Source organism: Halorubrum sp. ARQ200 (assembly GCF_005435115.1).
Lineage (GTDB): Archaea > Halobacteriota > Halobacteria > Halobacteriales > Haloferacaceae > Halorubrum > Halorubrum tropicale.
On record NZ_SGTZ01000013.1, the window covers coordinates 23,860 to 48,023 of the forward strand.

Sequence of the window (24,164 nt, forward strand, 5' to 3'; positions counted from 1 at the left end):
CGGCCGTCTCTCACGCGCGCCCTCCGGTAAGTTTTAGCGCCCGCCGCACGAACCGTATGACATGAGCAAGAAAGCCAAGCTCGTCCTCGTGCTGTCGCTCGTCGCGCTCGCGTACTTCCTCTTCGCCGGCGACAAGCAGCCGGTCGAAGTCGAGTAACGCCGCGGCGCCGCGCCCGCGCCCTCCGCGGACCGCACCGCCCCCGAACCGCACCGCTCGGCGATCCGCATCGCGCGGCGGCCGCCTCCCCGGCCGACCGCGGCGAGACCGTCCGTTTTTACCGACCAGCCACGTAGCTGAAGCCATGTACGGGGTCGTCACGCGCAACGCCGACGAGGTCGAGATGGAGCCGTTCGACCTCGGCTTCTACGAGGTCAAAGACGTCACCGGCCGGGCGGCCGAGCCGCTGCCGAACGCCGTGAACATGGTGTCGTGTTTCGGCGACAACGCCGCCGCGAGCGAGAACGAGGACCTCGTCCCGGTGGACGAGCGCGGCGAGCCGGCGACCCGCGACCGCGAGTACTTCGACTGGGCGTACATCTGCCCGACGCACCCCGAGTACCGCGAGGGCCTGTTCGAGATAATCGCGGACTGCGCGGACGCGAACGCCGACGTTCGCCTCGACGACGTCGGGTTCCCCCGCGAGGGGTTCTGTCACTGCGACCGCTGCGAGCGCCTGTTCGCCGAGAGCGACCGCGACGACTTCGCAGACTGGCGCGCCGACGTGATCACCGAGTTCGTCGCCGAGGCGGCCGACCTCGTCCCCGGACGGCTCCTGCTCACGCTGTACCCCGACCCCTACCCCGACCACCTCTACGAGCGCGCCGGCCTCGACCTCGACCGGCTCGCCGACCACGTCGACGAGTTCGTCGTCCCGCTGTACGACACCGAGTACGCGACGACCTACTGGCTGGAGACCATCGCCCGGGGGTTTCGCTCGCGGCTCGGCGGCGACTACGACCTCCACGGCGCGCCGCCGGAGACGCCGTTCTCGCTGGAGCTGTACGCGGTCGAGGTCGACGTCGACGACCTGATCCACGCCGCCGAGGTGGCCGAGACGTACGCGAAGGACGTGTTCTTCGGCTACGACGCGAACAACGCCGCCGCCGCGCTCCGCCGGAAGGACGCCGACTCGCGCGACGGCGAGGTCCACCGCCCGGAGTAAACGAGGGGTTATATACCCGGCCGGCCGAGGGCAACTCGACCGGCCGCCGGCGTGCGACACCACCGGTCGTCTCGCGTTCGCGCGAGGCGGTCGCCTTTCAACGTCCGCGCCGTAGCGGCGGTCGCTCTACGCCGTTGAGCCGCCGGCTCGTCGATTTCTCCGCGGGCGCTCGTGCCGATCAGTGAACCGTCCGGTCGTCGCTCATGTCGATATCCGCGACCGGCTCCGAATTGCCGAACTCGGGCGCGGGGCCGTCGCCCGGCGCCGCCCACTCGACCGCGTTCCGAAGGACCTGTCGAACGTCCTCGTCGTCGTATATCGGGTACGTCTCGTGGCCGGGTCGGAAGTAGAACACCCTCCCGCTCCCGCGGCGGTAGCAGCAGCCGGACCGGAACACTTCGCCGCCCTCGAACCAGGAGGTGAACACGAGCGTGTCGGGCGCGGGCACGTCGAACCGCTCGCCGTACATCTCGGTCTCCGCCAGTTCGACGTACTCGCCGATCCCCTCCGCGATGGGATGGCCCGGTTCGATCGTCCACAGGCGCTCGCGCTCGGCGGCCTCGCGCCACTTCAGCGAGCAGTTGGTGCCCATCAGCCGCCTGAATATCTTCGAGTAGTGCGCGGAGTGAAGCGCGATCAGGCCCGTGCCGTTCAGGACGCGCTCGTGGACGCGGTCGACGACCTCGTCGCGCACCTCGTCGTGCGCGGCGTGGCCCCACCAGACGAGCACGTCGGTGTCGTCCAAGGCGGCCTCGGTGAGCCCGTGGTCCGGGCCCTCGTCAAGCGTCGCCGTGCGGACCTCGTGGCCGCCCTCGCGGAGCGCGTCCGCGACGACGGCGTGGATCCCCTCCGGGTAGACGTCGGCGACGACGTCGCTCTCGCGCTCGTGACGGTACTCGTTCCAGACCGTGACGCGTGCCATGCCCGTGGTCGACGCCGAACCGACTTTAGCGCTCCCCCGCCGCGCGGCGCCCGGACCCGAAGGCACTTCCCTCGGGCTGGAGATGACCGCATATGGCAGGTCCCCGACAGCTGTACCGACGCGCCGACGACTGGGCGCGCGGCCTCTCCCGGTTCCGGTACGCCGTCGTCACCGGCGTGATCGCGACGGCGTCGGTCCTCGTGGTCGGCGTCCTATCCGACACCTCCATGACATTTCAGGCGGTCGCGATGGGCGTCACGATGGCCGCGCTCTACTACGCGTTCGACATGAACGCGTGAGCCGACTGAGCGGCGAGAAAAGGGTCAGGCGGTCGCCTCGACGTCCGCGAGCCGCTCGGCCAGGAACTCCGCGATGGAGACTTCTGCCTCCTCGACGAACCGCGCGAGCTCCTCGCCCTCGGGCGACTCGACGACGACGGTCGGGATCAGCTCGATCCCGTACTCCTCGACTAACTCGCCCTCCTTCCCGTCCGGCCCCTTCGTCACCGGGAACTCCCGGATGCGGTCGTCCGGGACCCCGGCGGCCGCGAGCGCGGCGCCGAACTCGGGGAGCTGGCGCCGGCAGTCGCCGCACCAGTCGCCGCCCCACACCTTGAAGACGTAGTCGTCGGCTCCGAGCGCTTCGAGCACGGACTCGTCTAACGCGTCCGCGTCAAGGTCGGCGGGCGCGAGCGTTTCGAGCGTCATTTTGCGGAGGTAGGTCGCGGAGGCACCTAAACGGTGCGTCGGTGGCAAGACGAGCCCTCGGCGGTTCGCGGCCGACATCGATTGCCGCAGTCCGCGGGGCCTTTGGGTCGCGGTCGCCTCGGATCGGGTAATGGACGACGACATCCTGTCGACGCTCGGCTCGCCGCTGGTGCGGGTCGACGCGCCCGCGGGAACGACCGTGGCGGCGAAGGTCGAGTCCCGGAACCCGGGCGGCTCGGCGAAGGACCGTCCCGCGCTGTACATGATCGAGGCCGCCGAGTCGGCCGGCGAGATCGAGCCGGGCGACCGCATCGTCGAGCCCACTTCGGGCAACACCGGCATCGGGCTGGCGATGGCGGGCGCGGCGCGCGGCTACGACGTCACGCTCGTGATCCCGGAGGGGAAGTCGATCGAGCGCCGGCGCCTGATGAAGGCGTACGGCGCGACCGTCGAGCTCGTCGACGGCGACATCTCGGCCGCGAAGGAGCGCGCGGACGATCTCGAAGCGGAGCCGAACACCGTTCAGCTGCGGCAGTTCGAGAACCCCGCCAACCCCCGCGCGCACTACGAGACGACGGGGCCGGAGATCCTCGATCAGGTTGGCGACCGCACCGTCGACGCCCTCGTCGCCGGTGTCGGTACCGGCGGCACCCTCTCCGGGATCGGCCGCCGACTGCGGGAGGCGTTCCCGGAAGTGCGCATCGACGCCGTCGAGCCCGCGGACAACGCCGTCCTCTCCGGCGACCCGCCGGGCGACGACCGCTTCCAGGGGATGGGACCGGGGTTCGTCGCGCCGAACCTCGACGTCGACCTGATCGACGAGGTACACACGGTCGAGCTCGCGGACGCGGAGGCCGAGTGCCGGCGGCTCGCCCGCGAGGAGGGAATTCTGGTGGGCCAGTCGTCCGGAGCCTCCAACCTCGCGGCCAGGAACGTGGCGGCGGAACTGCGCGAGGCCGGGGCGTACGCGGGCGCCGAACCCCTCGTCGTCACCGTCTTCTGGGACAGCGGCGAGCGGTACCTCACCGCCGGCGCCTTCGACGAGTGAGCGCCCCGCACCGCGGCGACGCTCGGGCGCCGACGACCGTCGCGTCCGCGGGCACCCGGACGTTGATTAGCGCGCGGCGCCGAGGGCCCCCGTGAGCACCCGCGACTCGACGACGGCCGCGCCGGACGCGGACCCGACCGACCCGCAGGATCGGCGCTTCGACGGGCCGTGGCTCGCCGCGCTCGCCGCGGCCGTCGTCGGCTGGACGCTGTTGTACGCGCTCGACTGGGCGTTCCTGACGCCGTCGACCCCCGTCGGCGCGGCCGTGGCCTTCGCGCACGGCTACCTCCTCGCGCCGCTGGCGACCGCGACGCTGCTGCTCGACTCGCTCTCGCTGGCCGAGCGGCGCGTCGCCGACCTGGGACTGTTCAAGTGGATCTACGCCCTCGCCGCGCTCCCCGCCCCGCCCGTCGCCGCGGTCTACTACCTCCACCGCGAGTGGCTGAGGCCCGACGACGCGACCCTCCTCGGGGGCCCGTGATGCCGGCCGAGGATGGCCGCGACGGCCGAGCCGGGGGCGACCTCGGGCCCCGCGGACCGGACGAGACCGGTCGCGTCGCGTCGCTCGTCACGGCCCCGGAAGGGGGCGCGCCGCCGGTCGGTCGGGACGCGGTCGACGTCCGTCCCGACGGGGTCGAGGGGGACCGCTACCGCCGCGGGGACGGTCACTTCCAGCTGGACGGCTGCGCGGTGACGCTCGTCTCCGCGGCGGCGCTCGCCGCCGTCCGCGAGGAGACCGGGGTCGACCTCCGCGACGGTCGACACCGGCGGAACGTGGTGGTCGACGGCTTCGGGGGCGGACTGGACCCGCTGCTCGGCGCGACGGTGGCCGTCGGCGACGCGCTCCTGCGGCCGACGCGCCGCCGTCCGCCCTGCGCGCGCCTCGAATCGCTCGCCGGCGCCGACGGGATCGCGGCCGCGCTGCGCGAGCGCGGCGGGCTCTGCTGTACCGTCGTCGAGCCCGGCCGCGTGGCGGTCGGCGACCCCGTGACGGTGCGCGAGGCCGACCCTCGGACGGCGGGCGCGGCGATCGCCGAGCGGCTGCGCGGCGGCTCGCAGAGCGGTCACGAGTAGCCGTCAGCCGGTCCCGGCAGCCGGTTCTCCCCGACGGCCTCGGCCCGCTTCGGTACCGCGAGGCGCCCGAGAACCGCCCCGCGCCGGACGGGTGTGCGTGCAATTCACACCCCCGCTTCGGGCTTTATACGGTCGAAGACGGAGACGGGGGCATGAATCGAACTCGGCGCGCGGCGCTGTCCGGACTCGCGGCCGTCGGCGCCGCCGTCGCCGGCTGTCTCGGCGGTCGAGCGACGAGCGGGGCCGACCGCGACGGGGAGTCGGCCGGGGCGTCGAGCGACGGGGCGTCCGGCGGCGACGGGAGCCCGCCGCCCACCGTCGAAACCGAGTACCACCTCGCGTACGAGCCGGCGTCGCTCCTGTCGGAGTCGCTCGACGGCGGCGTCGGCAAAGACGGGATCCCGTCGGTCGACGACCCGCAGTTCCGGCCGATCGCGGACGCGGACCTCGCGGCCGACGAGCCGGTGTTCGGCGTCGTCCGCGACGGCGAGGCGAGGGCGTACCCCCGGCGGATCCTCTCGCACCACGAGATCGTCAACGACGAGATCGCCGGCGAACCGATCGCGGTCACCTACTGCCCGCTCACCGGGACGGCACAGGGGTTCCGGCGCGGCGCCACGACGTTCGGCGTGTCGGGCCGGCTGGTCAACTCGAACCTGATCATGTACGACCGCGCCACCGACAGCTGGTGGCCGCAGATGCTCGCGACCGCGATCGACGGCCCGCTCGCGGGCGCGACGCTCGACGAGTTCCGGGTCGTGTGGACGACCGCGAGCGAGTGGGCCGCGCGACGGCCGGGCTCGCTCGTCATGACGGAGGCGACCGGCCACGTCCGCCGCTACGACAGCGACCCGTACGGGAGCTACGCCCCGGTGAACGGCTACTACGCCCGGAACGGGACGCTGTTCCCGCCGCTGGCGTCGACGGAGGACGGCCACCCGAAGTCCGTCGTCGTCGGGGCGCGCACCGCCGACGGCGCCGTCGCGTTCGACAAGGCCACCCTCCTTGACGAGCGGGTCCTGACCGGGACCGTCGGCGGGGACGGGGCGGCCGTCGTCGCCGTGGCCGAGCCCGCCCTCTCGACCGGGCACGTCTACCGGAACCCGGACGGGGCCGCGGTCGCGACCGACGGCGACGGGTACAGGGTCGGGGGCGAGGGCGGACTGGCCGCCGCGGACCTCCCGCTCGACCGCGTCCTCGCATTCGACGCGATGTGGTTCGCCTGGGCCGGGTTCTACCCCGACACCGCGTTCGTCGGCGACCACACCTGGGCCGGGTATGGCCGCTGAGACCGCCGCGCCGACCGAGGCCCCGCGCGAGTGGCTCGTCGGGCTCGGCCGGCGGACGGCGTTCGCCGTGCGCGCGTCTCTCGGTCGACGCGACGGCCGCGCGACCGCCGCGGTCGTCGCGGTCGCGTACCTCCTCGCGTACCACGTCGGGCTCGGCCACCTCGGGGTCCGCGCCGGCGCGAGCGGCGGCGCGCCCCCTCGGTTCGACCTCGTCGTCGCGGAGACGCCGGGCGCGCTCGCCCTCCGCCGCGTCGCGCCGTTCCAGTACGAGCCCGTGGCGCTGCTCTCCGTCGGGCCGGTCGAGTACCTCTTCGCCCCGGTCAACGCCGCGCTCGGGCTCGGGCTCGCGGCGCTCGTCGGCGTCACCCTCGCCGTCTCCGTCGTCGCGTGGCGCGGGCCGTCGGCGTGCCGGATCGGGGCCGGCGCGGGCGCGGTCGCGGGGGTCCCGGGGGTCCTCTCCGGGTTCGCCTGCTGCGGCCCCACGCTCCTCGCGGTGATCGGCGTACAGGCCTCCGCGGGGCTGCTCGCCGCGTTCCAGTGGTTCCTGCCCGCCTCGGTCGGCGGCCTGCTGCTCACGCTGCTGTGGGTCGGGAGCCGCGTGGACCCGGCCGCCGTCGGGTGAGTCCCGCTCGCCAGAAACCCCCGCTACGGCGTTCCGCGCCCCGTCGGGATCGAAAGCGTTGACCGGCGACCGTCCCGACGACACGCCCGTGACTGTCGGATGAACTGGCGGTACCGCCACGCGGTGTTGACCCTGTGTATGCTGGCGTTCTTCGTCACGTACTTCGCCCGGCTGGCGATCAGCCCGGTCGTCCCCCTGATCATCGACGACTTCGGCGTGTCGAACACCGCGGTGGGGGTCGCGCTCTCCGGCATGTGGTTCGCCTACGGGCTCTCGCAGTTCCCGAGCGGCATCCTCGCCGACCGGTACGGCGAGCGCCGCGTGATCCTCGTCGCCGTCGGCGGGACGACCGCGACGAGCCTCCTGCTCGCCGTCGTACCGGTCTTCCCCGCGTTCGTGCTGGCCGCGGTGCTGCTCGGGCTCGCGGCGGGGCTCCACTACGCGGTAGCGACCACGCTGCTCTCGCGGACGTTCGACGACCTCGGGACCGCGGTCGGGATCCACTCGCTCGGCGGGCCGCTCGCGGGGCTGGTCGCGCCGGTGGCCGCGACGTGGGTGGGGTTCCGCTACGGCTGGCGGCCCGGCGTCGCGCTGGCCGCGCTCGTCGGCGTCCCCATCTTCGCCCTGTTCGCGCGCCGCGTGCGCCCGACCGAGCCGCGGCGCCCGGAGCAGCCGATGGCCGAGCGGCTCCGGCTCGCGCCGCTGCTCGAACTGGTCGGGTGCCGGGAGGTCCTCGTCCCGCTCGCGGTCGCGACGCTCGGCACGTACGTCGCGCAGGGCGTCATCTCCTTCCTTCCGACGTTCCTCGTCGAGCTCCGCGGGTACTCGCCCGGCTTCGCCGGCGGCGTCTTCTCGGCGTTCTTCGTCGTCCGCGCCGGCGCGCAGGTCGGGCTCGGTCGGCTCTCCGACCGGCTGGGCCGCGACGCGAGCATCGCCGCGGCCCTCCTCGGCGGTGCGCTCGGCCTCGGCGCGCTGGTCGCGCTCCCGGGCCTCCTGCGGCTCCCGACAGCGGTCGGGCTCCCGGCGCTCCCCGCGGTCGCGGGGCTCGGCGTCGCCGTCTTCCTCGCCGGCCTCGGGTCGAGCTTCTTCTCGGCCATCGACCCGCGGTTCATGGACGCGCTCGGCGACGCGGAGCGGGGCGCCGGGTTCGGCCTGATCCGGACCGTCTACACCGTGATCGGCTCGGCTGGCTCGGTGGGCGTCGGCCTCGTCGCGGACCTGCTCGGCTGGGCCGCGTCGTTCGCCGTCATCGCCGGCATGTCCGGGCTCGCGTTCCTCGTCATCTCCGCAAACGCGGTCGTCGGCGGGGGGCGGTGACGCGGGTCGGGCCGCGTCCGAGTCGGCGCGTCGGTACCGCGCCCCGTCGGCGCGTCGCGACCGACTCACCCGACGTACCGCCGGCGCGTCGACCGCTCGCCATCGGGGTCGAAGACCGCGACGGTCTCTCCGGCGTCGTTGAGCGCCGGCGCGCCGCGGTCGAGGTAGTGGTCGGCGGCGGTGTCGGTCCCCGGGCCGATGTGGACCGTCAGCGTCTCGTCAGGGTCGAGCGTCGCGTCGGGCAGGTCGTCGCGCTGCCCGCCGAGGTCGATCGCGTACCCCGACAGGTCGATCGGCTCGGCGGCGGCGTTCCGGAGCGTCACCGACTCGTCGAGCGGGTCGCCCCCGGCGCCCGGGCCCGGATCGATCGCGTCGATCACGAGGCCGTCCGGCCGCGCCTCGGCCGCGAACGCCGTGATGTCGGCGAGGGTGTAGCCCGCCGTCGCCGTCGGCTGCGGGAGGCTCGGCTCCCAGTCGTCCGGCGCGGCGTTCGGGTAGGCGGTCTCGTCGGCCTCGATCAGCCCGATGAGCGTCTCGGCGACGATGCGGCTGCCGACCGCGCCGAGGCGCTCGCCGTCCTGCTGGAACTCCGCCTCCGCGAGCACGTAGTACCACAGCGGCGAGTCGGGGTCGGCGCCGCGTTCATGGGCCCGCAGCGCCTCCATGATCCCCGAGTCGTGGCCGAACGCCTCGTTGCGGATCGGATCGTTCCCCATCCGTGCGGCCACGTCCTGCCCGGAGGGGAGTCCGAGCGCCTCGCCCCGGCGGAGGTTCCGGACCGCGAGGGACGGCTCGCCCCCGAACGGGAGTTCGAAGAGCGTCGGCGCGAGCAGCGGTTCGATCTTCCGACCCGGCTGGAAGTCCCCGTCGCCGGCGTCGAGCAGCCGCGACCAGTCGACGACGAGGTCGCTCGGCACCGGTCGGCCGCCGCGGAGGTTCCGGCCGTCGCCCGGGCCGGTGGGGAACAGCGGCACCTCGCCGACCTCGTCGTTGACGTCGAACGCGTGGCGGATCATGCTGTGCCCGAAGCGGTAGGCGGCGCCGCCGAACTCGACCGGGATGGCCGGCGTTCGTCCCGGCGGCACGAAGAACTGCCGGCCGCGGTCCTCGATGTCGTCGAGGACGTACCGGTCGCAGATCCGCGGGAGGAAGTCGTGGCGCACGACCCACTGGTAGTGCCATCTGACGAGCCGCTGGGCGGCTTCGAGGACCGACTCGCCGTCTTCGACGAGGTCGGCGCCCGGGCCCCGGAGGTGGTCGACGACGCGGTTGTGGAAGTTCACGAACGCGAGCTGGAGCTGCGAGACGACGACGTTCTCGTCGTTTCGCGGGTCGCCGATCAGCGCGACGCCCTGATCGTTACGCTGGAGGTCGGTCCCGGGAAGCCCCGAGAGCCCGCCGCCCTCCGCCGCGTCCGGCGCGCCCGCCTCGCCGGTGAGCAGCTTGCGCTCGTCCCGCTCGTGGTCGTACAGGAACGGCGCGGCCTCGGCGTTCGTCCGGTACAGCGAGTCGAGGTCGAGCGCCGGCGTGCGGAAGTTCCGCAGCGCGGCGGGGTCGTTCCGCCGGTCGATGTCGGAGGTGGGGTCGAAGGTGATGTCGTGGTCGACGAACTGGCCGAAGATCCCGTACCCGGCCGGCGTCTCCGCCTCGCCGACCGGAGCGTCCGCGGGCTCCATCATCGGCGCGCCCGCCTCGCCCCCCGTGCCTCCGAGCGTCCGCAGGAACGCCTCGCTGCGCTCATAGGGCTCCAACTCGGGGAACTGCGTGTGGAACCGGTGGCTCCGGACCGGCCCCGCCGCCGTCTGGGCCGCCTCGTTCATCCCCCGGTGTTCGATACCGCCGTGGACCGTCATCCGGCGCGCCTTCACCGTGAGGTGGAGCGCGTGCTCGGCGTCGTCCGGGGTCCGCCGCCGTCGCACGGGCTCCTCCGCGCCGCCGCGTGCGGGGTTGCGAACCGTAAACGAGACGTCGTCGACGCCGCCGTCCGTCTCGACGACGAATCCGCCGTCGTCGTCGGTGGTCCAGTGGCCGACCGGTTGGCCCCCCTCGCCCGGCCGCTCTCCTACGACCACGCGCCCCGCCAGCGGGCGGGACTCGTCGTCGACCACGCGACACCGGATCTTGTTACTTGTCCTCATGACTCATACAATTAAACATCAGTAGCAAAAAATTTTCTAAATGAACTTTCAACAGGTTTCGCGGATTATGCTGTGGGTAGACTGCGACCGTCCGGGGAACGAGACGTGAGAGCGGACGAGGCGGGTTACGTGGAGAAGCGCCGTGGAGAGGCGCGACGCCGCGTCACGTGCGACCCGAACCTTCGAGTCGCCTCGCCACGAAGAACCTCCGTGTACGACTTCCACGCCCACACGAACTACTCGGACGGGGCGTTCCTGCGATGGATGGTCGAGGCGGCAGCGGACGCCGGGCTCGACGGGATCGGTCTCGCCGACCACTGTAACGTCTCGCCGGCCCCGACCGCGCGGCGGTACAAGCGCGCGTTCGGGTTCAATCTCGACCTGACCTACGAGCGGCGCCGCGAGGCGATCGAGGCGGTCCGCGACGAGGTCGACGTCGACGTGTTCGACGCCGCCGAGATGGACTACGACCCCGCCCACGAGGGGGCTATCGCCGAGTTCCTCGACGACGCCGGCTTCGACTACGCGGTGGGGAGCGTCCACGAGCTCGACGGCGCGAACGTCCACACGCGGTCCCGCTTCGCGGACAAGCCGGAGTCGGAGCGGCGCGAGTTGGTCGACCGCTACTTCGAGAAGCTGGTCGCCCTGATCGACTCGGAGCTGTTCGCGATCGCGGCGCACCCGGACCTGGTCGAGCGCAACCCGCACCTCCGCGGGTTCGCGACCGAGGACCACTACGCCGCCGTCGCGGACGCCTTCCGGGACTCGCGGACCGTCCCCGAGATCAACGCCGGCCGCCTGTTGGACGACTACGGCGAGTTCCACCCGGCGCCCCCGTTCCTCGACCGGCTCGTCGACGCCGGCGTCGACGTGACCGTCGGGACCGACAGCCACGAGCCGGACGCGATCGCGCCCCGGGTGCGGGAGGTCGAGGCCGAACTCGCCCGGCGCGGGCTACAGCCCGTCGGACTCGATCGGGTGGTGAAACGGAGCTGACGCGCTCGGCTAACGGCCGTGACGAGGGCGCTGATCGTCGGACGACGCGGCGGCGTCGAGGTCCGAAGCGACCAGCGGGCGCCGGTCGTCGAACGCTCGCTCCCTCGCGGTACAACAGACCCTCCCGGGCCGTCAGAGTCGTCGCGCCTACTCCCGGTCGTCGTCGTCGTCGTAGTCGGTCGTGACCACCGCGCTGCGAATGTCTTGGTACCGCTGTGAGTTCTGTAGCTCTTCGAGGCCGATGTTGAGAGTCCCCGAGGCGCCTTGGTCGGTCGCGACACCGCTCGTGAGGACGCTCTGAATCCCCTCTTCGATGGTCATGTCTATGTCGTAGACGTCCGACTGCGGGATGTACGTCAACAGGCCACCGGTCACGGGGTTCGGCGCCAACGGCAGAAACATCGAGACCATCTCCTCGTGACCGGTCGACTCTTCTATCGTCACCGGGGCCTCGCCGGTCTTGAACCCGAGCACGTAGACGTTCTCGTCGAAACACTGGACGAGCTTCACCTCCTGAAACTTGTCGTCCTGCTCGTCGAGAACCACGTCTCCCATCCGCCGGAAGCTCTTGTACACCGTTCCGACGCCCGGGATCGAAGACACCACCAGATCGAAGACGTCCACGACCCGCTGCCCGTAGCGGTTGCGTCCCACGACCCCGACGACAGCGATGACGAGCACGAGGACCGCGATCGCGATGAGCTCGGAGACGAACGCCACGACGTCGGCGTAGATCCCGATCTCGATGAGCAGCTGGACGAATCCGCCCGACTCGATGCGCTGGATGAGACCGGCCCACCGTAGGACCCGAATGAGCGGGTCCAGCGCGTTCCGAACGAACCCGATCGCGATGCTGACGATGTACAGCGTCACGACGACGGGGATCATGATCGCGACGCCCGTGATCAGCGAATCGTACGCGCGCGAGTACAGGGATTGGCCGGTCTGTTTCGCCCGGGTCGCTACTTGGGAGGGGTCGCTATCGTCGGGGGACGACATAATGCGTTCCTCGCGGGGAACGGTAAAATAAATGCTCATTCACGCACCCGTCGACGGGGGCGCACCCACTCAGCTATCGAGTACGATCTGGCTTCCGCCTCGTCGAACTGCGAAAATCGGAGATTTTTGGGCTCGACTTCGGCTTCCGCCTCGTCGAACTGCGAAAATCGGAGATTTTTGGGCTCGACTTCGGCTTCCGCCTCGTCGAACACCGATAGGCTCGCTCCGCTCGCCTATCGAGTTCGACGAATCGTTTCACTCCTCGTCGAACAACGTCTCGCCCTCGACCATGTGCTCCTCGACGGTGTCCATGTCGAGCGTGAGCCCGAGACCCGGCTTCTCCGGCACCTCGATGTAGCCGTCCTCGATCACGTCCTCCTCGACGAGGTCCTCCCACCAGCCCAGCTCGTAGGAGTGGTACTCGATCGCGAGCGAGTTCGGGATGGAGGTGCCGACGTGGGCCGCCGCCATCGTCGCGATCGGCGAGGCGACGTTGTGCATCGCGACCGGGACGTAGTACTGGTTCGCCACGTCCGCGATCTTGCGCGTCTCGCGCATGCCGCCGACTTTCGGCAGGTCGGGGGCGACGATGTCGACCGCCTGGTTCTCGATGAGGCGGCGCAGCTCGGTGACGCGGTAGCGGTTCTCGCCGACCGTGATCGGCGTGGTCGTGCTCTTCGTGACCTCCTCCTGGACCTCGAGGTTCTCCGGCGGCACGGGGTCTTCGAGCCACCACACGTCGTACTCCTCGATGGCGTCCGCGAGGCGCTTCGCGGAGCCGCCCGAGAACGTCCAGTGGCAGTCGAAGGAGACGTCGGCCTTGTCCTTGACGCGCTCGGTGACCTTCTCGACGATCTCCGCCTTGTGGCGGATCTCGCCGGGGCGGAGGTGGCGGTTCGCGCGGTCCTTCTCGAAGCCGCTCGGCACGTCGAGGTCGAACTTCAGCGCGTCGTAGCCGAGCTCGTCGACGACGCGCTCGGCCTCGTCCGCGCACGCCTCGGGGTCCGCCTCGTCCTCGGTGTGGCAGTCGCAGTAGACGCGCATCTCGTCGCGGTACTTCCCGCCGAGCAGCTGGTAGGCGGGCACGTCGAGGATCTTGCCGGCGAGGTCGTGGAGCGCGACCTCGATGCCGGAGATGGCCGTGACGGTGACGCCCTCGATCGAGCCCTCGCCGGACATCTTCTGGATGAGGTGCTCGTAGAGGCGGTCGATGTCGAGCGGGTTCTCGCCGACGACGAACGGCTTCATGCGCTCGATGAGCTCCGGGACGCCCGCGCCCCAGTACGCCTCGCCGGTGCCGACGACGCCAGCGTCGGTGTACACGCGGACGAGCGTCCACGGGAAGTTCCCGTCGACCATCGTCGTCTGAACGTCAGTGATCTCGACGTCGCGGCCGCCCCCGCGCGTCCCCGTGGTCCCCATCGTCTCGGCGGAGAGCTCCCGCATCGTGTACTCCGCGTTCGGGTCGTGGAGCGACTCGTAGTTTCGGCTCATACCGCGTTGGTTAATTCGGGACAGGGTAAACGTTTACCTTCGCCCGTCGTCCGCACGAACAGGTGGCTTTTCATCCCCGTGCGCGCAATAGCGCTCATGGTCGAAATTACTGATTCTCTCGCGTGTCTGTACACCGGACGGGTGGAGTCCCGCGGCGACGACTACGTCGTCACCGTCCCGACCTCGGAGATCGAACACGGAAGCGTCAGCGTGGGCGATACGTATCGGATCGCCGTCCTGGACCGCGCCGAATCGGCGGCGGAGTCGACGGGCGACGCCGACGGCGCGTCCGTCCCCGAGACGAACGGCGCGTCCGACGGGACCGCGTCCGACGACGGCCAGCGGCCCACCTCCCGCGGGGCCGCCGGCGCGGTCCAGCCGGACCCGCCCGTCTCGGAGGGGGAGGTACGGGACGTGACGATCGAGACGCTCGGGGACAAGGGCGACGGGATCGCGAAGATCGAACGCGGCTACGTCGTCATCGTTCCCGACGCGGAGCCCGGCGAACAGCCGACCGTCGAGATCACGAGCGTCCGCGAGAACGTCTCGTTCGCGAGCGTCGTCGACGAGTAGCGACCGCCGGGGGTCACTTCGCCCCCCGGTCGTCGGGATGTATCCGTTCCGGGGGGGTCGCCCGCGAGAACAGCGACCGCAGGTGCGACGCCGAGAAGAACGAGGACGGCTCGTCCATGTGGACGCCGATCTCGCCGGACAGCGCCCGTAGCCCGACCCGCTGAACCGGTTCCGGGAGCGAGTAACACCGCCTGATCGCCTTCCCGAGTCGGATCTCCGTGGCCAGCTCCGCGCGCCACCCGGACTCGTAGTCCGCGAGCGTCTCCGGGTCCGCCGGGTCGATCGCCGCCGCGGCCACGTCGGCCGCGCGCATCCCGTAGAGGATGCCGCCGCCGGTGAACGGCTTCGTCTGCGCGGCGGCGTCGCCGATCAGGAAGCCGCGGTCGCTCGTCGTCCGCGCCGGCGGGCCGACCGGGATGGCGCCAGAGCAGCGCCGGTCGGTCGTCGCGCCGTAGGCGTCCGTGAGCCGCTCGAACATCTCCGACACGTCCTCGCTCGGCGGCGCCGCCAGCCCGTACTCGACGCCCGCGTCGCCGCGGGGGATCCGCCACGCGAAGAACGTCGGCGCGGTGAGGTGGACGTCGACGTAGTCGCCCGCGTCCGCCGCGGGGTCGAACCCGAGGACGCCGTGGAGCAGTTCGTCCGGCTCCGGGAGGTCGAGCGCGCGCCGCACCCGCGACGTGGGCCCGTCGCAGCCGGCGACCATCCGGGCCTCGACGCGCTCCACGTCACCCGCGGGCGTCCGAACGTCCACGGCGACCCGGTCGGCCCGCTCCTCCACGCCGACGACCGTGTGGTTCACTCGGACGTCGGCGCCCGCCTCGCGCGCGGCCTCGGCGAGGGCTCGGTCGAGCCCGACGCGGTCGATCACGTTGGAGACCGGCTCCCGCTTGTAGAACGGGTAGGACCGCGAATCCGGACCGCCGACGTGGAAGCGGGCCCCGTACACCCGGTTCTGGAGGAGGTCGTCGCGGGCGCCGTCGGGGGCGTACTCCCACACGTCGTCGGAGACGTGCCCGGAGCAGGCGAGCGGCTCGCCGATCGACCCCTTCTCGAAGGCGACGACGTCGCGGCCGTCCTCGGCCGCGCGTCGGGCGAACCGCGACCCCGGCGGGCCCGCGCCGACGACGACGAAGTCGTACATGGTCGGGTCGTGGTGACGGGGGTAGTTAAGCGCGACGCGCCGACCCGGCCGGTCCCGACGGAGCGAGGGCCGAGGGGTCGAACGGCCGCCTACTCGGACGACTCCCGCGTTTCCAGCCACGAGAGCGCCGCGTCGAGGTCCGTCCGCGGCGGCGAGCAGGTGAAGCCCTCGCAGACGTACGCGGTCGGTTCGCCGTCGACCGCGTCGCGGTCCGCCCAGATCGGCGGGGCCTCGGCCATGCCGAGGCGGTCGAGCCACTCGTCGAGGCCGGCGTCGGTCGCGGGGCGCGGCGCGATCAGGGCGCCCGGGAGGTACCGCTCGCCGAGCGTCTCGCGCCAGTCGTCGGGGACCGCGTCGGCGGCGACGGTCACCTGGATCCCGCCGGTCTCGACCAGGTCGGCCGCCCGCACGAGGGAGGCGTGTTCCAGCGGGCTCCCGCGGATCCGGTCGGCGTGGGTCCGCACGACGCGCTCGGCGATCTCGCGGAACTCGCCGTCCGTTCGGAAGCCGTCAAGGAGCGCGAGCGTCTCGGCGGCGACCCCGAGGCTCGACGGCGTCGACCGGTCGGTGAACTCCTGCGGCCGCGCGATGAGGGGGCCGGCGTCGGCGGTCTCGCCGCCGGCGTCGCCGGAGCCGTCTCGCGCCTCGCCGTCGAGGTCGCGGGTGAAGTAGATCGTCCCGTCGTCGGCGTCGTGGAACTCGTCGACGAGCGCGTCGGCGAGATCGAGGGCGAACCCGAGCGGCTCCGGGTCGCCGGTCGCCGCGTACGTGTCGAGCGCGCCGCGCGCGAGGAACGCGTAGTCGTCGAGGTACCCCGGCCCGCGCACGTCGCCGTCGAGCCAGCGCCGGGCGAGCGCGCCGGTCTCGCGGTCGGCGTCGTAGAGGCGCTCGCGACAGAAGTCGAGCGCCTCGCGGGCGATCTCGGCGTACGCCTCGCCGAGCGCGCTCCCGGCCCGCGCGAACGCGGAGATCGCTCGCCCGTTCCACGAGGCCAGCACCTTCTCGTCGCGGGCGGGACGCGGGCGCTCCTCGCGGGCGTCGAACAGCTCCGTGCGCGCCTCGGTCAGGATCTCTCGGACCGCCTCGGGCGACAGGTCGCGGTCGGCGGCCAGCTCCTCGACGGACGCGGCGATCGTCGGGACGGTCGTGCCGCGCTCGAAGTTGCCCCCGGCCCGGATCCCGTACCGCTCCTTGGCGAGCGACGCGGCCGGCTCGTCGAGGACGGCGTCGACCTCCTCGGGGGTCCACACGTAGAACGCACCCTCGACGTCTCCCTCCCCGTCGTCGCCCCCGCGGCCCGCGGGCGGTCGGCTCCGCGCGTCGAGGGTGCTGAAGAAGCCGCCGCCCTCGTGGCGGAGCTCGCGGTCGAGGAACGCGAGCGACTCGCTCGCGACGCGGGCGTACGCGGGGTCGCCCGCGAGGCGGTAGCCGTCGAGGTAGGCCATCGGCAGCTCGGCGTTGTCGTACAGCATCTTCTCGAAGTGCGGGACCGTCCACTCGCGGTCGACCGCGTAGCGGTGGAACCCCCCGCCGATCTGGTCGTACATGCCCCCGCGGGCCATCCCGTCGAGCGTGCCGGTCGCGGCCGACAGCAGGGCGTCGCGGCCGCGCCCGGCGTAGGCGCGCATCAGGAGGTCAATCCGCCCGGGCATCGGGAACTTCGCGCCACCGCTCCCGAAGCCGCCGTGCTCCTCGTCGTAGCCGCGCAGCGCCGCCGCGGCCGCGGTGTCGAGCAGGTCGTCGCCGGCGGGACCGGCCGCGTCCTCACCGTCCGGACCGGCCGCGTCCGGCGTCGGCACCGACTCCAGCTCGTCGCGCGCGCTCTCGGCCCACTGGTCGGCGCGCCGCCGCATCTCCTCGCGCTGCTCGGGGTCGCTCCAGGAGTCGGCGATGCGTTCACAGAGGTCGCGGAAGCCGGGCTGGTTCCGCCGCGGCTCGGGCGGGAAGTAGGTCCCGACGTAGAACGGCCTCCCCTCCGGGGTACACCACGCCGAGAGCGGCCACCCGCCGCCGCCCGTGACCAGCTGGCAGACGGTCATGAACGTGCTGTCGACGTCGGGGCGCTCCTCCCGGTCGACCTTGATCGAGACGAACTCCTCGTTGAGCAGCGCGGCGACCGACTCGTCCTCGAAGCTCTCCTCGGCCATGACGTGACACCAGTGACACGAGGAGTAGCCGATGGAGACGAACACCGGAACGTCGTGCTCCTGAGCGCGCTCGAACGCCTCGTCGCCCCACGGCTGCCAGTTGACGGGGTTGTCGGCGTGCTGTTGGAGGTACGGGCTCGCCTCGCCGTCGAGGCGGTTCCGCTCGGTCGGCTGTGACATGGGCTCGATTCGGCCCGGCGGGCCAAAAGCCGTCCGCACTGGGGCGATTCCCGCTTCGGGCGTAGTTCTATCCACGTCCGCGCATATATCGAGCCCGATAGAGAGTAAGGTTTACACTACCGTGCGGACACCCGTCGGGCATGACGGAGACCGTACTCGTGGTGGGGGGCGGCGGGCGCGAACACGCGATCGCCCGCGCCGTGGCCGACGACTGCGCGCTGTACGCCTGCGCCGGCGTTCGGAACCCGGGGATCCGACGGTTGGCGGACGGGTTCGCGGCGATCGACGAGACCGATCCGGCCGCGGTCGCCGACTACGCGACCGAGGTCGGCGCGGACCTCGCGGTCATCGGCCCGGAGTCGGCGCTTGAGGCGGGGGTCGCGGACGCGCTCGACGACGCCGGCGTGTACGCCTTCGGCCCGCGGGCCGCCGAGGCCCGGCTGGAGACCGACAAGGCGTACCAGCGGGAGTTCATGGAGGAGCACGCGATCCCGGGCTGTCCGGACTACGCGGTGTTCGACGACACGGCGGCGGCCTGCGAGTACATCGACGAGTACGACGGCGACCTCGCGGTCAAGCCCGCCGGGCTCACCGGCGGGAAGGGCGTGAAGGTGATCGGCGACCAGGTGACGAGCGAGGAGGCGAAGGCGTACCTCCGCGACTCCGGCTACGACCGCGTGGTGCTGGAGGAGCGACTCGTCGGCGAGGAGTTCACGATCCAGGCGTTCGTCGCCGACGGCGATCTGCGGACGACGCCGGCGGTCCAGGACCACAAGCGCGCCTACGAGGGCGACGAGGGGCCCAACACCGGCGGAATGGGCTCGTACTCCGACACGGGACCGTCGCTGCCGTTCATGCGCGAGGGCGACTACGAGGCCGCCGTCGAGGTTTTGGAGGCGGTCGTCGACGCGCTCCCCGAGTACAAGGGCGTCCTCTACGGCCAGTTCATGCTCACCGACACGGGTCCGAAGGTCGTCGAGTTCAACGCGCGCTTCGGCGACCCGGAGGCGATGAACACGCTGCCCGTCCTCGACACGCCGTTCGTCGACGTGCTCGCCGCCGCGCGCGACGGCGAGCCGCTCCCGGAGCTCTCCTTCTCCGGCGAGGCGACCGTCTGTAAGTACGCCGTGCCGGACGGCTACCCGACCGACCCCGACGCGGGCGCCGAGATCGCGGTCGACGAGGAGCACGCGGGCGACGCGCTCCTCTACTACGCCAGCGTCGACGAGCGCGACGGGCGCCTGTACACGACCACGTCGCGGGCGTTCGCCGTCGTCGGCCGCGGCGACTCCGTCGCGGCCGCCGAGGCGCAGGCGGAGGACGCCCTGGCGGCCGCGGGCGATCGCGTCCGCATCCGTCACGACATCGGTACAGCCGATCTCGTTCAGCGCCGGATCGACCACATGGACGACCTCCGGAGCTGACCGGACGCGTTCCGACCGACGCCCCGGAGCGACCCTTTTATTCTCCCCGTCCGAACGAGCCGTCGTGACCGACGACGACGCGGCCGCGACGCGCGAGGACACCGAGCCGCCACGCGACGACCTGGACGCGAGGTCCGACGACACCGACCCGAGTCGGAGCGACCGCCTCGACCGGTTTCCGACGCCGGGAGCGCGCAACTCCCTGTGGTCGTGGCCGGACGCGAAGTCGCCGCTCGCGGTCGTGCGCAACTACGTCGTCATCGTCCTCGCGCGGATCTGTCCGAGCCTCCGGCTGAAGAACTGGCTGCTGCGGCGGATCGGCGTCACGGTCGGCGCCGGCGTCGCCTGGGGGTTGGAGTCGACGCCCGACGTGTTCTGGCCCGAGAGAATCCGCGTCGGCGACGACGCAGTCATCGGGTACGACGCCACGCTGCTGTGCCACGAGTTCCTCCACGAGGAGTACCGCCTCGGCGACGTGGTCGTCGAGGACGAGGCGATGGTCGGCGCCGGGGCGATAGTGCTGCCCGGCGTCACCGTCGGCGAGGGGGCGCGCGTCGCCGCGAACTCGCTCGTCGCCGAGGACGTGCCGCCGGGCGCGACCGTCGCGGGCGTGCCGGCGGAGGTCGTCTCGCGGGCGGAGACGGCCGCGAGCGACGACTGAGCCGACCGTCGGTTACGCCGCGTCGTCGCCCGCGTCCGCGTCGTCGCCCGCGGCGGCCGCCGTCTCCTCGGCGTCGGTGATGTGCGCCTCGGTGCTCACGCGCGCCAAGTCGACGCCGACCTCCTCGGCGACCGCGTCGAGGACGGCCCGCTGTTCGGCCATCTCGTTTTCGAGCGTCTTGACGCGCTCCGCGGTGTCTTTCACCGTCTCCTGCGTCTCGTCGACCTCGTCGCGGAGCTCGCTGATCTTCTTGTAGGTGCGCTCCGCGCGGTCCGCGAGGGTCTGAATCTTCTTTGCGGTGTCCCCGAATCCCATACCGACGGGTCGGCCCGGCGATACGTGTGCTTTTCCGTTCGACGCGACGCCCGCACCGACGGTGGACTTTTGCCCGACTCGCCCGTGGTACGGGTATGAGCGTCGACCGGATCCTGTTGACCAACGACGACGGCGTCGACGCCGCGGGGCTGCGCGCGCTCCACGACGCGCTCGCGACCGAGTACGCGGTGACGGTCGTCGCGCCGGCCGACGACCAGTCGTCCGTCGGTCGCCGCCTCTCCGACGACGCCGCGGTCGACGACCACGAGCTGGGGTACGTCGTCGACGGGACCCCCGTCGACTGCGTCGTCGCCGGCCTCGACGAACTCGTCCCGGAGGCGGACGCGGTCGTCGCGGGCTGTAACGAGGGGGCGAACCTCGGCGCCTACACGCTCGGCCGGTCGGGGACCGTCTCGGCGGCCGTCGAGGCCGCGTTCTTCGACGTGCCCGCGGTCGCGACCTCGATGTACGTGCCCGGCGGCGACGACTGGTGGAAGCGGGAGTTCGCGGCCGCGGACTTCGCGCACGCGGCCCGGGCGACGCGGTACCTCGTCGACGAGGCGGTCGACGCCGGCGTGTTCGAGCGGGCTGACTACCTCAACGTGAACGCGCCCATCGCGGACGAGGACCGCGCGCAGCTCCGCGTCACGACGCCCTCGACGTGGTACGGGATGCGCGCGGAGCGGAACGGCGACGGCCGCGTCGGGTTCTCCGACCCGATCTGGGGCCGGATGAACGACGGCGACGTGCCGGACCCCGTGGGGACCGACCGGCGCGCCGTCGTCGACGGCGAGGTGTCGGTCTCGCCGCTCTCCGTGCCGCACGCCGCGGCGACGAACGCGGGCCTTGACGACCTCGCCGACGCCTACGAATCGGCGGTCCGGTCCTGACGCGCCGCCGGAACAGAGGCGCGCGAGCTATTCGCCGTCGCCGGTGCTGACGGTCACCTTCGCCTCGCTCAGCACGCGGTCGCCCATCTCGTAGCCGGGTTCGTACACCTCGTGGATCGTCCCCTCTGGGCGGTCGCTGTCGACGCGGAGCATCACCTGGTGGCGCGCCGGGTCGACCTCCTCGCCCGGCTCCGGCTCGATGGGTTCGACCCCCTCGTCGGCGAGCACGTCGTCGAACTTCTCCAGCGTCGACTCGACGCCGGGGCGGAGGTCGCTCCCCTCCTCCTGGTCGAGCGCGCGGAGGAGGTCGTTCCGGACGGGTGCGATCCGCTCGACGAGCGCCTCGGAGGCGCGCTCGCGGATCTCCTCCTGCTTCCGCTTCGCGCGCTGCTTGTAGTTGCTGAAGTCCGCCTTCACGCGGGCGAGCTTGCTCGTCAGTTCCTCGACCTCCTCGTCGCGCTCGCGCAGCGCCTCGCGGGTCTCGGCGAGGTCGGCCTCCAGCGCCGCCACCTCGCGCGCGAGCGCCTCGTCGTGCTCGGCGACGGCCGCGGCGAGCGCCTCGTCGTCGTGACGGGCGTCGCCGTCGGCCGACTCGGCGGCCGCTTCCTCGGCGGTCGCCTCCGCCGTGCCGTTCGTCCGCGCCGCGTCGCCCGCCTCGTCCTCGGCGGACTCGGCGTCGACGGCGTCGTCGTCGCTCATACCCGATCGAAGTCGGCCGGCGGGGATAAGCGTTCAGAAGCGCGACGCTCCCGCTCGGGCGGCAGGGGAAGGGCCTACCGCCGAGCCGACAGCGCCGTGACGACACCGTTCGTCCAGCCGAACCCGTACTGGGGCTCGTACTCGCCGCGGTCGGTTCTGACGATGATCGTCCTGTTCGTCACGCTCCAGCGGTACTACAAGCAGGGGATGGTGGCCGCGGTCGCCGACTGAGTCGGCGTCGCCGCTCCGTTTTCCGTCGCGAGACGAACGCGCTCTCTGCGCCGCGGCCTCAGTCCTCCGGATCCTCGCCGCGCGCCCGCTTGTACATCGCGAGGGCCGCCTCGCGGCGCTCCGAGTGGTCGACGATCGGCGACGGGTACTCCGGCGCGGCGTTCGCGCGCTGGGTGGGCGACAGCTCGTGCCACTCGTGGATCAGGTCGGCGTCGAGCCCGCGGAGCTCCGGGACGTACTCCGTGATGTACTCCGCGTCGGGGTCGTAGCGCTCGCCCTGCGTCATCGGGTTGAAGATGCGGAAGTACGGCTGCGCGTCGGTCCCGGTGGAGGCCGCCCACTGCCACCCGCCGTTGTCGTTGGCGGTGTCGTGATCGGCCAAGCGTTCGCGGAAGTGGTCGTAACCGTGGCGCCAGTCCGCGAGGAGGTCCTTCGTGAGGAAGGAGGCGACGATCATCCGCACCCGGTTGTGCATGAACGCCTCCTCGCGCAGCTGGCGCATCCCGGCGTCGACGATGGGGTACCCCGTCTCGCCGCGCTTCCACGCGGCGATCTCCTCGGGGTCGTCGCGCCAGTCGATCCCCTCCTCGTACTCCTTGTAGTTCTCGGAGACCACCTCCGGGTTGTGGAAGAGGACCTGCGTGTAGAACTCCCGCCACGCCAGTTGCTGTTGGAACTCCTCGACCTGCTCCGGGGCGTCCTCGGGCCGCGAGTCGGACTCCGCCTCGGCCATCGCCGCCTCGGTGGCGGCGTACGCCTCGCGGACGCCGATCTCGCCGTACTTGAAGAACGCGGAGAGCCGCGAGGTCGCCTCCCGGGCTGGGTAGTCGCGCTCGGCCTCGTAGGCGAACACGGCCTCGTCGAGGAAGTCGTCGAGGCGCTCCCGGGCCGCTTCCGTCCCCGCGGGGCCGACGTCGGCGTCCGGTTCCGCGAAGCCGAGGTCCGCCGGCGTCGGGAGGTCGCCGACCGCCGCGCCGAGCGTCGCCGCCTCGCCGCCGTCCGCGACCGCGCCCGACGGGTCCGTCCCGTCGACGGCGTCGGCCGCGTCGGCGAGCCGATCGGTATCGGCCAGGCCCGCCTCGGTCGGCGCCGGCGCCGGGTCCTCTTTCGCGCGGTCGGTCCACTTCTTCCAGTAGTAGCTGTACACGGAGTAGGGGTCGCCGGCGTTCGTCCGGATCGCGTCGGGGTCGTGGAGGACCGCGTCGTGGTGGGCCTCGCGCGCCACGTCGACCGCGTCGAGCGCGCGTCGCACCCCGGCGTCGCGCTCGCGGGCGAGCCCGGAGTAGTCGCGGTTCCAGACGACGCGCTCGGCGTCGAGCGCCGCCGCGAGCCGCGGGAGGACGGTCTCCGGGTCGCCGCGCGCGACGAGCAGGTCGCTCCCGCGTGCGCGGTAGTCGTCGCGCAGCGCGGCCAGCCCGTCGAGCAGGCGGCGCACGCGAACGTCGCTCGCGTGGTCGAGGACGGACGGATCGAAGACGAACACGGGCGCGGCGGGACCGCGGTCGGGGTCGTCGCCGGCCCCGCTCGCGGCCGCGAGCCCGACGTTGTCGGCGGCTCTGAGGTCCCGTCGGTGCCAGAACAGCTCCATGGGTTCCACACGGGCGCGTCCACCGTGAAACCACCGGGAGCGGCGCGGGGGTCTCGGCCGGCAGCGGGCGGCGCTCCGGTCGCACCGCGATCAGAGCTCCAGCCGCCCCGGGACGCTCACCCGGTCGAGCAGGAAGTAGCCGACGGTGAGCGCGAGCACGAGCACGCCGAGCGCCGCGGCCGCGAGCAGCGCCTCGTTGCCGCCGCCGTAGTCCTCTAAGCGGAAGCTGATCACGCGCCGGGAGACGGCGATGATCGCCGCGCTCACGACGATCCGGAGGACCGGCTGGCCGCGCGCGTACGCCACGAGCGTCCGGTGGACCTCGACGATGATCAGGAGGAGGAGGACGCTGTCGAGGAGCGCGACCACCTCGGCCGGGTCGGTGAAGTTCCCCGCGACGAGGAGGCGGTACAGCGAGACGAACAGGTCGAACACGCCGATGAGGAACAGGAGCAGGAGGAAGTACGCCGCGCCGAGGACGAGCCACTCCATCGCCCGGGCGGCGGGGTCCGCGGCGTCGTCGAGGTCGAGCGCCATCGACGG

At 72.1% G+C, this 24,164-nt stretch carries 26 protein-coding genes; 13 read left to right on the plus strand and 13 right to left on the minus strand.

All coding sequences use genetic code 11. The features are described 5' to 3' along the window. Window positions 1-302 precede the first annotated feature (302 nt). Window positions 303-1,163: a hypothetical protein gene (locus tag EXE50_RS13700; RefSeq protein WP_053771367.1), complete on the plus strand. Its 861-nt coding sequence runs from the start codon at window positions 303-305 to the stop codon at window positions 1,161-1,163. Between the two features lie 178 nt (window positions 1,164-1,341). On the opposite strand, the gene EXE50_RS13705 is transcribed toward EXE50_RS13700, so the two are convergent. Continuing rightward, window positions 1,342-2,085 (minus strand): ThuA domain-containing protein, encoded by a 744-nt coding sequence (locus EXE50_RS13705; protein WP_137705326.1) that lies wholly within the window; start codon window positions 2,083-2,085, stop codon window positions 1,342-1,344. A 92-nt stretch (window positions 2,086-2,177) separates the two neighbouring features. On the opposite strand from EXE50_RS13705, the gene EXE50_RS13710 reads away from it, so the two are divergent. Continuing rightward, on the plus strand, window positions 2,178-2,384 hold the full coding sequence (locus tag EXE50_RS13710) for a hypothetical protein (RefSeq protein ID WP_137705327.1): 207 nt from the start codon (window positions 2,178-2,180) through the stop codon (window positions 2,382-2,384). 24 nt (window positions 2,385-2,408) lie between these two features. On the opposite strand, the gene EXE50_RS13715 is transcribed toward EXE50_RS13710, so the two are convergent. After that, window positions 2,409-2,792 carry a thioredoxin family protein gene (locus EXE50_RS13715; RefSeq protein ID WP_137705328.1) on the minus strand — a complete coding sequence of 128 codons (384 nt, stop codon included), beginning with the start codon at window positions 2,790-2,792 and terminating at the stop codon, window positions 2,409-2,411. A gap of 130 nt (window positions 2,793-2,922) precedes the next feature. On the opposite strand from EXE50_RS13715, the gene EXE50_RS13720 reads away from it, so the two are divergent. From EXE50_RS13720 to EXE50_RS13745, 6 genes are all read left to right on the plus strand, one after another. Next, a complete protein-coding gene (locus EXE50_RS13720) occupies window positions 2,923-3,840 on the plus strand; it encodes a PLP-dependent cysteine synthase family protein (RefSeq protein WP_137705329.1) in 918 nt (305 codons plus the stop codon). Window positions 3,841-3,931: 91 nt separating this feature from the next. Next, the gene (locus EXE50_RS13725) at window positions 3,932-4,321 is read left to right on the plus strand and encodes a hypothetical protein (RefSeq protein WP_053771372.1); all 390 of its coding nucleotides are present in this window, start codon (window positions 3,932-3,934) and stop codon (window positions 4,319-4,321) included. Then, window positions 4,321-4,914 (plus strand): MOSC domain-containing protein, encoded by a 594-nt coding sequence (locus tag EXE50_RS13730; RefSeq protein WP_053771373.1) that lies wholly within the window; start codon window positions 4,321-4,323, stop codon window positions 4,912-4,914. The genes EXE50_RS13725 and EXE50_RS13730 overlap by 1 nt, the downstream gene beginning before the upstream one ends. A 152-nt stretch (window positions 4,915-5,066) precedes the next feature. Continuing rightward, window positions 5,067-6,203, plus strand: a complete 1,137-nt coding sequence (locus EXE50_RS13735; RefSeq protein WP_137705330.1) for a DUF3179 domain-containing protein — start codon at window positions 5,067-5,069, stop codon at window positions 6,201-6,203. Further along, window positions 6,193-6,825, plus strand: coding sequence for a hypothetical protein (locus EXE50_RS13740; protein ID WP_053771375.1), 633 nt, complete (start codon window positions 6,193-6,195; stop codon window positions 6,823-6,825). Before EXE50_RS13735 ends, EXE50_RS13740 begins: the two co-directional genes overlap by 11 nt. Window positions 6,826-6,924: 99 nt before the next feature. After that, window positions 6,925-8,142 (plus strand): MFS transporter, encoded by a 1,218-nt coding sequence (locus EXE50_RS13745; protein ID WP_137705331.1) that lies wholly within the window; start codon window positions 6,925-6,927, stop codon window positions 8,140-8,142. 65 nt (window positions 8,143-8,207) lie between these two features. Here EXE50_RS13745 and EXE50_RS13750 read toward each other — a convergent pair whose 3' ends face one another. After that, the gene (locus EXE50_RS13750) at window positions 8,208-10,280 is read right to left on the minus strand and encodes a peroxidase family protein (RefSeq protein WP_053771377.1); all 2,073 of its coding nucleotides are present in this window, start codon (window positions 10,278-10,280) and stop codon (window positions 8,208-8,210) included. A 210-nt stretch (window positions 10,281-10,490) separates the two neighbouring features. Between EXE50_RS13750 and EXE50_RS13755 the strand changes: the two genes are divergently transcribed. After that, window positions 10,491-11,276 carry a PHP domain-containing protein gene (locus EXE50_RS13755; protein ID WP_053771378.1) on the plus strand — a complete coding sequence of 262 codons (786 nt, stop codon included), beginning with the start codon at window positions 10,491-10,493 and terminating at the stop codon, window positions 11,274-11,276. A gap of 147 nt (window positions 11,277-11,423) precedes the next feature. Here the strand turns inward: EXE50_RS13755 and EXE50_RS13760 are convergent, their stop codons facing one another. Genes EXE50_RS13760 through EXE50_RS13765 form a run of 3 tightly spaced genes read right to left on the minus strand, consistent with a single transcriptional unit; the run spans window position 11,424 to window position 13,769 of the window. Then, window positions 11,424-12,275, minus strand: coding sequence for a DUF502 domain-containing protein (locus EXE50_RS13760; RefSeq protein ID WP_199236380.1), 852 nt, complete (start codon window positions 12,273-12,275; stop codon window positions 11,424-11,426). 35 nt (window positions 12,276-12,310) lie between these two features. Then, window positions 12,311-12,487, minus strand: coding sequence for a hypothetical protein (locus EXE50_RS17210; protein ID WP_158293671.1), 177 nt, complete (start codon window positions 12,485-12,487; stop codon window positions 12,311-12,313). A gap of 43 nt (window positions 12,488-12,530) precedes the next feature. Further along, the gene (locus EXE50_RS13765) at window positions 12,531-13,769 is read right to left on the minus strand and encodes a mandelate racemase/muconate lactonizing enzyme family protein (RefSeq protein WP_053771379.1); all 1,239 of its coding nucleotides are present in this window, start codon (window positions 13,767-13,769) and stop codon (window positions 12,531-12,533) included. Window positions 13,770-13,865: 96 nt separating this feature from the next. On the opposite strand from EXE50_RS13765, the gene EXE50_RS13770 reads away from it, so the two are divergent. After that, the gene (locus EXE50_RS13770) at window positions 13,866-14,342 is read left to right on the plus strand and encodes a TRAM domain-containing protein (RefSeq protein WP_121599511.1); all 477 of its coding nucleotides are present in this window, start codon (window positions 13,866-13,868) and stop codon (window positions 14,340-14,342) included. Between the two features lie 13 nt (window positions 14,343-14,355). Here EXE50_RS13770 and EXE50_RS13775 read toward each other — a convergent pair whose 3' ends face one another. Both EXE50_RS13775 and EXE50_RS13780 read right to left on the minus strand, forming a co-directional pair. After that, window positions 14,356-15,486, minus strand: a complete 1,131-nt coding sequence (locus tag EXE50_RS13775) for a geranylgeranyl reductase family protein (RefSeq protein WP_137705332.1) — start codon at window positions 15,484-15,486, stop codon at window positions 14,356-14,358. Between the two features lie 89 nt (window positions 15,487-15,575). Further along, entirely contained in the window at window positions 15,576-17,813 is a 2,238-nt protein-coding gene (locus EXE50_RS13780; RefSeq protein ID WP_137705333.1) for a thioredoxin domain-containing protein, read from the minus strand. A 140-nt stretch (window positions 17,814-17,953) separates the two neighbouring features. On the opposite strand from EXE50_RS13780, the gene purD reads away from it, so the two are divergent. Both purD and EXE50_RS13790 read left to right on the plus strand, forming a co-directional pair. Then, complete coding sequence (gene purD, locus EXE50_RS13785) at window positions 17,954-19,237, plus strand: phosphoribosylamine--glycine ligase (RefSeq protein ID WP_137705334.1); 1,284 nt, start codon at window positions 17,954-17,956, stop codon at window positions 19,235-19,237. A 64-nt stretch (window positions 19,238-19,301) separates the two neighbouring features. Next, a complete protein-coding gene (locus EXE50_RS13790) occupies window positions 19,302-19,898 on the plus strand; it encodes an acyltransferase (RefSeq protein WP_394324735.1) in 597 nt (198 codons plus the stop codon). 12 nt (window positions 19,899-19,910) lie between these two features. On the opposite strand, the gene EXE50_RS13795 is transcribed toward EXE50_RS13790, so the two are convergent. Then, a complete protein-coding gene (locus tag EXE50_RS13795; RefSeq protein ID WP_137705335.1) occupies window positions 19,911-20,213 on the minus strand; it encodes a DUF5798 family protein in 303 nt (100 codons plus the stop codon). A 95-nt stretch (window positions 20,214-20,308) separates the two neighbouring features. Here EXE50_RS13795 and surE point away from each other — a divergent pair, with 95 nt between their 5' ends. Continuing rightward, window positions 20,309-21,103, plus strand: coding sequence for a 5'/3'-nucleotidase SurE (surE, locus tag EXE50_RS13800; RefSeq protein WP_137705336.1), 795 nt, complete (start codon window positions 20,309-20,311; stop codon window positions 21,101-21,103). 27 nt (window positions 21,104-21,130) lie between these two features. On the opposite strand, the gene EXE50_RS13805 is transcribed toward surE, so the two are convergent. The 4 genes from EXE50_RS13805 to EXE50_RS13820 form a co-directional block, all read right to left on the minus strand. Continuing rightward, window positions 21,131-21,802: a nucleotide exchange factor GrpE gene (locus EXE50_RS13805; protein ID WP_137705337.1), complete on the minus strand. Its 672-nt coding sequence runs from the start codon at window positions 21,800-21,802 to the stop codon at window positions 21,131-21,133. A 74-nt stretch (window positions 21,803-21,876) separates the two neighbouring features. Next, the gene (locus tag EXE50_RS18030; protein ID WP_137705338.1) at window positions 21,877-21,984 is read right to left on the minus strand and encodes a trehalase family glycosidase; all 108 of its coding nucleotides are present in this window, start codon (window positions 21,982-21,984) and stop codon (window positions 21,877-21,879) included. Window positions 21,985-22,091: 107 nt separating this feature from the next. Further along, window positions 22,092-23,621 (minus strand): deoxyribodipyrimidine photo-lyase, encoded by a 1,530-nt coding sequence (locus EXE50_RS13815; protein ID WP_137705372.1) that lies wholly within the window; start codon window positions 23,619-23,621, stop codon window positions 22,092-22,094. A 90-nt stretch (window positions 23,622-23,711) separates the two neighbouring features. Continuing rightward, on the minus strand, window positions 23,712-24,158 hold the full coding sequence (locus EXE50_RS13820; RefSeq protein WP_053771388.1) for a phosphate-starvation-inducible PsiE family protein: 447 nt from the start codon (window positions 24,156-24,158) through the stop codon (window positions 23,712-23,714). Window positions 24,159-24,164: the final 6 nt, after the last annotated feature.